This window comes from Mesorhizobium sp. (assembly GCF_004962925.1).
GTDB lineage: Bacteria > Pseudomonadota > Alphaproteobacteria > Rhizobiales > Rhizobiaceae > Mesorhizobium.
In genome coordinates this window covers 1-9,532 of the sequence record NZ_SUEO01000238.1, presented here as the reverse complement: position 1 = coordinate 9,532, position 9,532 = coordinate 1, and the positions used below count along the sequence as shown (strand labels likewise).

Sequence of the window (9,532 nt, the reverse complement as noted above, 5' to 3'; positions counted from 1 at the left end):
GAATGGCAGAAAAACGGCGAACCCGGTTATGCAACATCATGATCGATAGAACTCCCTGGTTTTCGGGCGGCATGGACGGTTTGGATGCCGTCGCCGGCGATGATGGCCGCTGATGCCAGCCCGATGAAAAGACCATGCTCGACCACGCCCGGAATGGCATGGAGAGCATTCGAAAGCGCTCTTGTATCCGGAATGCGGCCAAAAGATGCATCGAGGATAAAATGGCCGCCGTCTGTAACAAAAGGCTGGCTCCCCGTCATCCTCAATGTGACAGGGCCGGAAAGGCTGAGCCTTCCAGCCGCCGCGGCGATTGCGATTTCCGTGGCACGCAGGCCGAACGGGTTGACCTCGATGGGCAGTGGAAAACGGCCGAGCGTCTCGACCATCTTCGAACGGTCGGCAATGACGATCATGCGGGCGGAAGCCGCCGCCACGATCTTTTCGCGCAGCAGCGCACCGCCGCCGCCCTTGATCAATGTCAGCGCCGGATCGATCTCGTCGGCGCCGTCGACGGTAAGGTCGAGTTCGGGCGTTTCCTCCAGCGTCGACAGCGGCACCCCAAGCTCGGCGCAAAGGATGGCGGTGCGCTCCGAGGTCGGCACGCCGATAATGGTGAGGCCGGTGGCAACCTTTTCTGCGAGCAGCCGCACGAACTCTTCGGCCGTCGAGCCGGTGCCGATCCCAAGCCGCATGCCGTCGCTCACATGGGCGAGTGCTGCCCGTGCGGCTTCGACCTTCAGTTGCCTCGCATCCATACCTGCCCCGGATTTCGCTTGTTTCGGCGCTCCTAGCATCTTTGCCCGTCTGGTCAAAGACTTTGCCCTGTGGATTGACCAAGCACTGCTTGCCTGGATGGGCTGCAGCGGCTATCGCCTGCCGGCAGCGCAATCGTCACAGGACAGGCCATGACCCGACCGATCATCGTGTTCGACCTCGACGGGACGCTGATCGACACAGCGCCGGACCTGCTTGACAGCCTCAACCACAGCCTTGCCGCCAGCGAACTGGTAGCCGTCGATGAGGCCGGCTTCAAGCGCTTCGTCGGCCATGGTGGCCGGGTGATGATCGAGCGCGCGCATGCCGCGCAGCAAAGATCGCTGGCGGTGGAGGAACACGACCGACTGCTGAAGCTGTTCCTCGATCACTACACCGACAACATCCCGGGCAAATCGCGCCCCTACCCCGGCGTAGTCGAGACGATCGCCCGATTCGAGGCAGCCGGTTATCTCTTGGCCGTCTGCACGAACAAATACGAAGCCAACTCGGTGGCGCTGATCGAGGCGCTAGGCCTGGCGAAGCATTTCGCGGCGATTTGCGGTCAGGACACGTTTTCGTTCCGCAAGCCCGACCCGCGCCATCTGACCGAAACCATCGCGCTAGCCGGCGGCGATCCGCACCGTGCGCTGATGGTGGGTGATTCGCAGACCGACATCGATACGGCGAAAGCCGCTGGCATTCCCGTGGTGGCGGTCGATTTCGGCTATACCGACCGCCATGTGCGCGAATTCGAACCGTCGGCGGTGATCTCGGATTTCGATGCGCTGACGCTTGGCCTGGCCGAACGTCTGATTGCTGCTGCGGGGCACTGAGCGCGACGGCGACCGGGCGGGTCCCGACGGGTTGCATTCGGCCTTCGTCGGAGCGCCAGCACATCGCCTTGACTTCCCCGGCCTGCCTCCCTTATATCGCGGCGCGCTTGGCCTTCGGGCAACGAGCGGGCGATTAGCTCAGCGGGAGAGCACACCCTTCACACGGGTGGGGTCGCAGGTTCAATCCCTGCATCGCCCACCAATACCCGCTCCCGGTACAAAATTAGCATCCGGTTCGCCTAGGCTTCGAATTTCTGCCTCGTGCCACGACCCGGTTCATGCGATTCGCCAGGCTGTTGGGGACAGGTCACTAAGCGCTATCCACCTTTGGAATCGCTCAAGCTGCATATTGAACGCGGCCGGGAGAAAGTTGACGGACGACGAAATCGTCCTAGGTGAGCTGCTATCTCAATAGTGATACCCCGGGAATTGACGAGAGGAAATCGCCGTCGACCTCCTGCTCCGACTAGGTGAAACAGCGCAATTGCAAATGCTTCCGGCTTCCGCAAACATTGCTGAATCCCACCAAAGGCCCGTAGCGGCCGACCCGAAACTAAGACGCTGGCTTCCGGCCCGGTGTCCTGGCGGGTCTCGGGGATGACCTTGAATTCAGTCAGCGTCCGTCAAAAGGGAGGAATAGCCAATGAACCTGACAAAACACCTCGCCGGTGTGATGATCGCGTCCGCCTGCCTGTGCGTGCCCGCGCTGGCGCAGACGAAGTTGACCATGTGGTATCACGGCGCCGGCAATGAGGTGGAGTCGCGAATCCTCAACCAGATCATCTCAGACTTCAACACCAGCCAGTCCGATTGGACGGTGAGCATCGAGAGCTTCCCAGAGAAGAGTTATAATGATTCCGTTGCGGCGGCGGCGCTGGCGGGCAACCTGCCCGACATCCTGGATGTGGACGGGCCCATCATGCCCAATTGGGCCTGGGCCGGCTATTTGCAGCCGCTGCCGATCGACGAGAGCGAGTTCGCCGATTTCCTGCCCGGCACCAAAGGCGTGTGGGACGGCAAGCTCTATTCGGTCGGTCTGTGGGACGCGGCGGTGGCGCTTTTTGCACGGCAGTCGACGCTGGACGAGCTGGGCCTACGCACCCCGACCGTCGACAAGCCCTGGTCGAGCGAGGAATTCATGGCCGCGCTCGATGCCGCCAAGGCCTCCGGCAAGTATGAATTTGCCCTCGATCTCGGCATGAACGACCAAGCCGAGTGGTATTCCTATGCCTTCTCGCCGTTCCTGCAGAGTTTTGGCGGGGATATTGTCGACCGTTCGACCTACCGGACAGCGGAAGGCGCGCTGAACGGCGAGGCTGCACAGGCCTTTGGCAAGTGGTGGCAATCGCTGTTCACCGGAGGCTATGCGCCTGGCACCAGTGAGGACCCCGCCGACCAGCAGACCGGCTTCATTAACGGCAAGTTCGCCTTCCAGTGGAACGGCAACTGGCGCGCGGTGGAGACGATGAAAGCCGTGGATGACGTTGTCTTCCTTCCAGCACCCGACTTCGGCGCGGGCAACAAGATCGGTGCGGGCTCATGGCAATTCGGCGTTTCGGCCAAGTCCAAGTATCCGGAAGGTGCTGCCGAGTTCATCAAGTTCGCCGCGCAGGACAAATATCTGGCCGCCTTCTCCGACGGCATCGGCCTGATCCCGCCCACGCCCTCGGCGGCACAGATGACAAAGAACTACAAGGATGGCGGCCCGCTCGCGATGTTCTTCGACCTCTCCAAAGCACAAGCTCTGGTGCGCCCGGTGACCCCGGGCTACGTGGTCCAGGCCAAGGTCTTCACCAAGGCACTGGCCGACATCGCCAATGGTGCCGATGTGGCCGACACGCTTGATGCGGCGGTCGACGAGATCGATGCCGACATCGAAAGCAACGGCGGCTACGGTCACCAGTAATTCTGTCGTGCCGGGGTCCTCGCCGGCCGCGGGCTCCACGCTTTCTGGCTTCCTGGGCGGATATCGCAAATGGCGTCGAAACTAACCCTGTCGAACCGGACGGGCTGGACATTCGCCCTACCGGGCTTCGCACTCATCTTCACATTCATCGTCCTGCCGTTTTTCTTCGCGATCGGTCTCTCATTGACAAATCAGCGACTGCTGTCACCGAACCCCACCCAGTTCGTCGGGTTGGAAAACTATCGTCAGCTCCTGGACTTTGCGGTGGTGACCCTCGAGCCAGAGCGGAACGAGGCTGGCGAAGTGGTCCGAGACGAGGCCGGCGAAATCCAGTATCCCCGCCTGCGTGCGATCACCCGTAGCGACGACCATCCCCAATATCGCGGCATGCGTGAGTGGTTTCGCTGGCAGTCCGGCGAGAACGTCAGGGTCGTCATCGCCAACGACGTTGTGTTCATGAAGGCGCTGGTAAACACCTTCCTGTTCGTCCTGGTCGTGGCGCCGGTGCAGGGCGGCCTCGCGCTTATGCTTGCTTTGCTCATCAACCAGAAGCTCAGGGGCATCAGCGTATTCCGAACCATCTACTTCATGCCGGTGGTGGTCTCCATCGTCGTGGTCTCGCTTCTCTGGCGGTTCATCTATGACGGCCAGAACGGGCTGTTGAACAGCATCCTCCAGGGTCTCAGCTTCGGCCTCTTTCAGCCCGTCGATTGGCTGGGCGAGCCCTCGACCGCGCTACCCGCGATCATGGCCATGTCGATCTGGCAGGCCGTCGGCTTCCATATGGTCATCTGGCTGGCCGGGTTGCAGACGATCAGCCCCACGCTCTACGAGGCCGCCGCCATCGAGGGGGCTTCGAAATGGCAGACCTTCCGCTATGTCACCTGGCCGGGCCTGCGCAACACCGCCGTGCTCGTCCTTGTCGTGATTACCATACAGGGCTTCGCGCTCTTCGCCCAGATCGACGTGATGACCAATGGCGGTCCGCGAGACAGCACCCAAACCCTGGTCTTCCAGGCGGTCGAGCGCGGTTATGGCAAGCAGGACATTTCGGGCGGCTCGACCATCTCGGTCATCCTGTTCGCGATCGTGCTGGCGATCTCACTCATCCAGCGCTGGCTGACTCGGGAGCGTTAAGATGGCTTTTGACCCCGACAATTACGGCCTGAGGCTCTTCGTTCGCTATCTGGTGCTGTGCCTGATCGCGCTGATCTTCATCTTTCCGCTCGTGTTCATGATCAACTCGAGCTTCAAGCCCGACAATCAGCTCCTCGCGGACACCTCCAGCCTGCGTGCCTTTGTTCCCGTCGGGGACATCAGCCTCAACAATTATTTCGGAGCGTTTCGGCGAGCGCCGGTCGGCCTGTTCGTCTTGAATTCGGTTCTGGTCACCGGGGCGACCGTCCTTCTCTCCTTGCTGATCTGTTCGCTGGCCGCATTCTCCTTCGCTTTCCTGCGGTGGAAGGGGCGCGACGTGGTGTTCTCGATCGTCATCGCCACGCTGATCATCCCTTTCGAGACCATCGCTATCCCGCTCCTGCTCCTGGTCTCGAAACTGCCGTGGATCGGGCTCGAGGGGCTGCAATGGGGCTGGCTGAACACCTACCGGGTGCAGATCATCCCCTGGATCGCCGACGGGCTGACGATCTTCCTGTTCGTGCAATATTTCAAAGGGCTGCCGGGCGAGTTGATCGAGGCGGGCCGGGTGGAGGGCGCGAGTTGGTGGCAGGTCTACTATCGCATTGTCATGCCGCTTTCAGGACCGGTTCTGGCGACTGCCGCCATCCTGAAGTTCCTCGTCATGTACAACCAATATCTCTGGCCGCTCATCGTGGTGCAGCAGGAAACCTATCGCCCAGTCATGGTCGGTCTCGGTTACTTCTTTCAACTCAACGTCGCCTGGGGCGAGGTCATGGCCTATCTCACCCTTATCACCGTCCCGGTGCTGATCTTCTATCTCTTCCTGCAGCGCGCCTTCATCGCATCGATCGCCTCGACCGGTGTGAAGGGCTGAATACATGGTTGTCGCGCTCAAGGACCAGCGGATCTGGGACAGAGGCTGCCCATGACTGCAAGCGCTGGCACCGCCATTTCCTCAAGGCCGAAAAATCGATCAGTGGCCCCGAATTGCGGCACATGAATCAGGAAACGGGAGCCATCACTCATGGCTGAAGTCTCGCTCAAGGGCATCAAGAAATCCTATGGCCGCGTCGACGTCATCAAAGGCGTCGATATCCACATCAACGAGGGCGAGTTCGTCGTCTTTGTCGGACCGTCGGGCTGCGGGAAGTCCACCTTGCTGCGCGTGGTCGCCGGACTCGAGGACGTAACCGAAGGCGTCATCGAGATCGGTGGCCGGGTGGTCAACGAACTCCCGCCCAAGGAGCGCGGTGTTGCGATGGTATTCCAGAGCTATGCCATCTTTCCGCACATGACCGTGCGCGAGAATATCGCGTTCGGTCTTACGATCGCGGGCGCTTCCAGGCAGGAAAAGCAGCAGAAAGTCGCCGAGGCCGCACGCATCCTCCAAATGGAACATTTGCTCGACCGCCGTCCAAGTCAGCTTTCAGGTGGCCAGCGCCAGCGAGTCGCTATCGGGCGCGCGATCACGCGCAAACCGGCCGTATTCCTGTTTGACGAGCCGCTTTCCAATCTCGACGCCGCGCTGCGCATGGACATGCGCATGGAGATCGGCCGGCTGCGTAGGCAACTGGGCACAACGATGATCTATGTCACCCACGACCAGGTCGAGGCGATGACGCTGGCCGACAGGATCGTCGTCCTGAAGGACGGCCAAGTCATGCAGATCGGAGCGCCGATGGAACTCTATCACCAGCCGGCCAACAGGTTCGTAGCCGGTTTTCTGGGAGCCCCGTCAATGAATTTCCTGAAAGTCGACGTCCTCGACCTTGATGGCGAAGCGGCAACTGTCGGCAACCAATCCCTGGAGCCGATCAGGGTGACGACCAGAAGACGCCCCTTCCGGAAAGACGGTAAGGCCATCCTGGGCATCCGTCCGCAGCACCTCCGGGCGGTGCAATCTGGAAAAGGCATGCTGCATGGCGTCGTGGCACATGCCGAGCGGTTGGGCAGCGAGACGGTTGTGGACCTGACGCTTCGCGACGATCGCGAGCTCATTGCGGCCTTCAATGAAGACAAGATCTTTCAACCGGGTGACGCTCTGGAACTCGCGTTCGACACGGCCTTGGCCCATCTCTTCCCCGAGGAGGGATGAGCGCTGCAGACGCCGTAACGTGACCAACGACAACGCGGTGCATCGGCGCGATTCGCGAGTGTGCATCCAGAATCCCGGAACAAACTTGCATGGCCGCGAGTTTCTATTCGTCGAAGTGTGAGGGAAAGCCATGTCCAGATTAGTTTTGGCGGCCGCCGTGCTGCTTGTCGGCGGATCGGCATTTGCTGCGGACGAAAGCCCGCTGCCGCCCCAGAATGCCAGGAAACTGTCGGAAATAATCGCCAAGGTCGAGCAGCGCGACGACTTTCGTTACGTCGACGAGGTCGACTGGGACAGCGGCGCCTACACCGTTACCTATTACACGACCGACAAGGCGAAAGTCGAAATCACCTATGATCCCGTGACCGCCGAGCCGAAATAGATCGCCGCACTTTCCTCCAGGCAAATACGTGCGCAGCTTGGTGGCATCCCTCGGAGACTGGCAGCGCCGTAGCTTTACCAAGAGCGGGGGCAGGTTCCTGGACGCTTTTCGGTGTCCCCTTGCGCCGATGCGCCTTTGATGGCTGATTGCAGTGTTATCATTGAGCCGCACGGGGGTGGGCATGGCGACGGTAAAACATGTGGCGAAACGCGTTCTGATGATGCTCGCCGGCTATTTCGTTGCGGTGCTGGTCGGGCTGATCGCCGTGGCCACGATCTATGGTGCATTGAGTTCGCTGCCCAGTGCGCCGGCGTACTTCGATTTCATGGGGGTCACCCCGATCGCGGCGCTGGTCGTGCCGCCGCTCGGCATGTTCATCTATTTCCTGACGATCGTGCTGACCGGCCTGCAGACGCTGATCTTCGCACTGATCGCCGAATTGTTTTCGCTGCGCAATTTCCTGTTGCATATGGTCTTCGGCGCCTCGGCAGCGGCTGCCGGCTTCGCCTTGATCTGGCCCACCGCGCCGGAGGACGTCAGCCCTGAGCGTTGGGCCGATATCGGCATCATCGCCGCCGCCGGCCTTGTCGCCGGTCTGGTCTACTGGCTGATCGCCGGGCGCGAAGCCGGCTTCCGACGCCCGTTCTCCCAGCGCTAGGACGGAATCGACAAGGCTTAGTCTCAGCTTGCCGGCGAGCGCACCGCTTCCGTGCTGTCCAACGCCTGTTGCAGCCGCGTGTCGCGGTCGTAGACGTCATGGAAGTATTCGACATTGCCGGACATATCAGGCCAGGCGGTGAAATAGGCGACATAGACCGGGATCGTGCGCGCCACTTTTTCGGTCGAATGTCCGTGCTTCAGCTTCTCCGCGATATAGTCGACCGAGGTGCCGAGCACGGCCGCCGCCATGCCACGCGGATCCTCCAGACGAACGCAGCCATGGCTGAGTGCGCGCATGTCACGCTGGAAAAACGACTTTTGCGGCGTGTCGTGCATGTAGATTGCGTGCTTGTTGGGGAACAGGATCTTCAGCTCGCCCAGTGCGTTGGCCTCGCTCGGCATCTGGCGCACGCCATAAGGTATCTTCGCGCCATAAGCGCCCCAGTTGACCGAGGAGGAGGGAATGCGCTTGCCGCGCGCATTGACCACTTCGTAGCCGGCGCGGTCGAGATAGCCGGGATCCCGGCGCAGCCGGGGCAGCATCTCGTTGACGAGGATCGACTGCGGCACGCCCCAATAGGGATGGAAGTCGACCTGCTCGACCTGATCGTAGAAGAAGGATGTCTGGTTGGTGGTCTTGCCGATGACGGCGCGGGTCTTCAGCTTCTCCTCGCCATTTTCGATGTAGCTAGCCGTGAAAGCCGGCTGGTTGATGAAGACGCGCGGACTGCCGAGATCGGATGGCAGCCAGCGCAGCTCTTCCAGGGCGACCTTTACTTTCTGGATCTTGTCGACCTTGGACGTTCCGGCCAGCGCCGCCACGGTGCGCGGACCGATGACGCTGTCGCCCTTCATGCCAGCCTTCTTCTGCACCGCCTTGATAACTGGCACCAGTTCCGGGTCATAGACCTCGCTGGTGGCGAGCCGGGCCAATATCTCGCCATAGGCGCCGCCCATCTCGTCGTCGAGGTTGCGCGCGATCTTCGCCAGAAGCTTCGGCAGTTCGAGGCTGGTCTCGCCTGGCTTCAGTAACAGCTTGGGATCGACGACGATCTCGTCTTCGGCGCTGGCCTGAAGCGATTCCAGTTCGACGCGCAGCGCCTGATACTCCACGTTCTGCGGATGCCGTGATTCGAGATAGGTGCGCGCTTGTTGGGTGCGTGCCAGCGTTTTCAGCACGCCTTCCATGTCGAGCGGCTTGGCCGGAAAATCATAATATCCGGTCATGCGGTTGGGATCGACGCGGCCGCTTTGCGCGTCATGAACGTAGCGCAGGACGCGCGCCGACAGTGCCATCTCGAAGCGGACGAGCCCCTTCAGCCGCGCATCGGCATCGCTGGTCGATGCGCCAGCGGCGGGCACTTCTACCGTGTAGTCGGCAGGTGTGAGGCCATAGCTCGCCGCCTCGCCAAGCACCCGCACCGCATCCTGCGCGCGGCTGTTGGCACTGGCTCCGGTTACCCAGATAAATTCAGGATTGGCCGAGTAATAGGCAACGAGCGCCTTGGCGATGTCTTTTTCGGCGTAGAGTTCGTAGTCACCGAGGCCGGCGATCGCCTCGCGGAAGGCGGCGCCAGTGACTGAAGATGGAGTGGCGGAAGACGGCTGGAAGGCGGCATCTTGTGGCATTGCCGGCTCCGGCGTTACCGCCAGCGTCGAGAAGTCGACGCGCACCAGTGGATCGCTCTTGTAGGTGTAATAGGACGGGCTGCTGATTTGGACGCCGCAGCGCAGGCAACAAGCGCGGCGGCGTCCAAATC

General features: G+C 61.3%; 9 protein-coding genes and 1 tRNA gene. 8 read left to right on the top strand and 2 right to left on the bottom strand.

Annotated features, from left to right (window positions below; translation table 11 throughout):
• Positions 1–26: 26 nt before the first annotated feature.
• Complete coding sequence (rpiA, locus tag E5W87_RS30530) at positions 27–755, bottom strand: ribose-5-phosphate isomerase RpiA (protein WP_292406162.1); 729 nt, start codon at positions 753–755, stop codon at positions 27–29.
• A gap of 150 nt (positions 756–905) precedes the next feature.
• Here rpiA and E5W87_RS30525 point away from each other — a divergent pair, with 150 nt between their 5' ends.
• The 8 genes from E5W87_RS30525 (at position 906) to E5W87_RS30490 (ending at position 7,770) form a co-directional block, all read left to right on the top strand.
• Positions 906–1,589 (top strand): phosphoglycolate phosphatase, encoded by a 684-nt coding sequence (locus E5W87_RS30525; protein ID WP_292406159.1) that lies wholly within the window; start codon positions 906–908, stop codon positions 1,587–1,589.
• A gap of 127 nt (positions 1,590–1,716) precedes the next feature.
• Positions 1,717–1,791: transfer RNA gene (locus E5W87_RS30520), tRNA-Val, on the top strand.
• Between the two features lie 441 nt (positions 1,792–2,232).
• Positions 2,233–3,495 carry a sugar ABC transporter substrate-binding protein gene (locus tag E5W87_RS30515; protein WP_292406157.1) on the top strand — a complete coding sequence of 421 codons (1,263 nt, stop codon included), beginning with the start codon at positions 2,233–2,235 and terminating at the stop codon, positions 3,493–3,495.
• 69 nt (positions 3,496–3,564) lie between these two features.
• Positions 3,565–4,632, top strand: a complete 1,068-nt coding sequence (locus E5W87_RS30510) for a carbohydrate ABC transporter permease (protein WP_292406155.1) — start codon at positions 3,565–3,567, stop codon at positions 4,630–4,632.
• A 1-nt stretch (position 4,633) separates the two neighbouring features.
• On the top strand, positions 4,634–5,509 hold the full coding sequence (locus E5W87_RS30505) for a carbohydrate ABC transporter permease (RefSeq protein WP_292406152.1): 876 nt from the start codon (positions 4,634–4,636) through the stop codon (positions 5,507–5,509).
• A 150-nt stretch (positions 5,510–5,659) separates the two neighbouring features.
• Positions 5,660–6,730 (top strand): ABC transporter ATP-binding protein, encoded by a 1,071-nt coding sequence (locus E5W87_RS30500; protein ID WP_292406149.1) that lies wholly within the window; start codon positions 5,660–5,662, stop codon positions 6,728–6,730.
• A 130-nt stretch (positions 6,731–6,860) separates the two neighbouring features.
• On the top strand, positions 6,861–7,112 hold the full coding sequence (locus E5W87_RS30495) for a PepSY domain-containing protein (protein WP_292406146.1): 252 nt from the start codon (positions 6,861–6,863) through the stop codon (positions 7,110–7,112).
• Positions 7,113–7,293: 181 nt separating this feature from the next.
• On the top strand, positions 7,294–7,770 hold the full coding sequence (locus tag E5W87_RS30490) for a hypothetical protein (RefSeq protein ID WP_292406144.1): 477 nt from the start codon (positions 7,294–7,296) through the stop codon (positions 7,768–7,770).
• Positions 7,771–7,793: 23 nt separating this feature from the next.
• Here the strand turns inward: E5W87_RS30490 and E5W87_RS30485 are convergent.
• A partial coding sequence (locus tag E5W87_RS30485) for a murein L,D-transpeptidase (RefSeq protein WP_292406141.1) occupies positions 7,794–9,532 on the bottom strand: 1,739 nt, incomplete at its 5' end.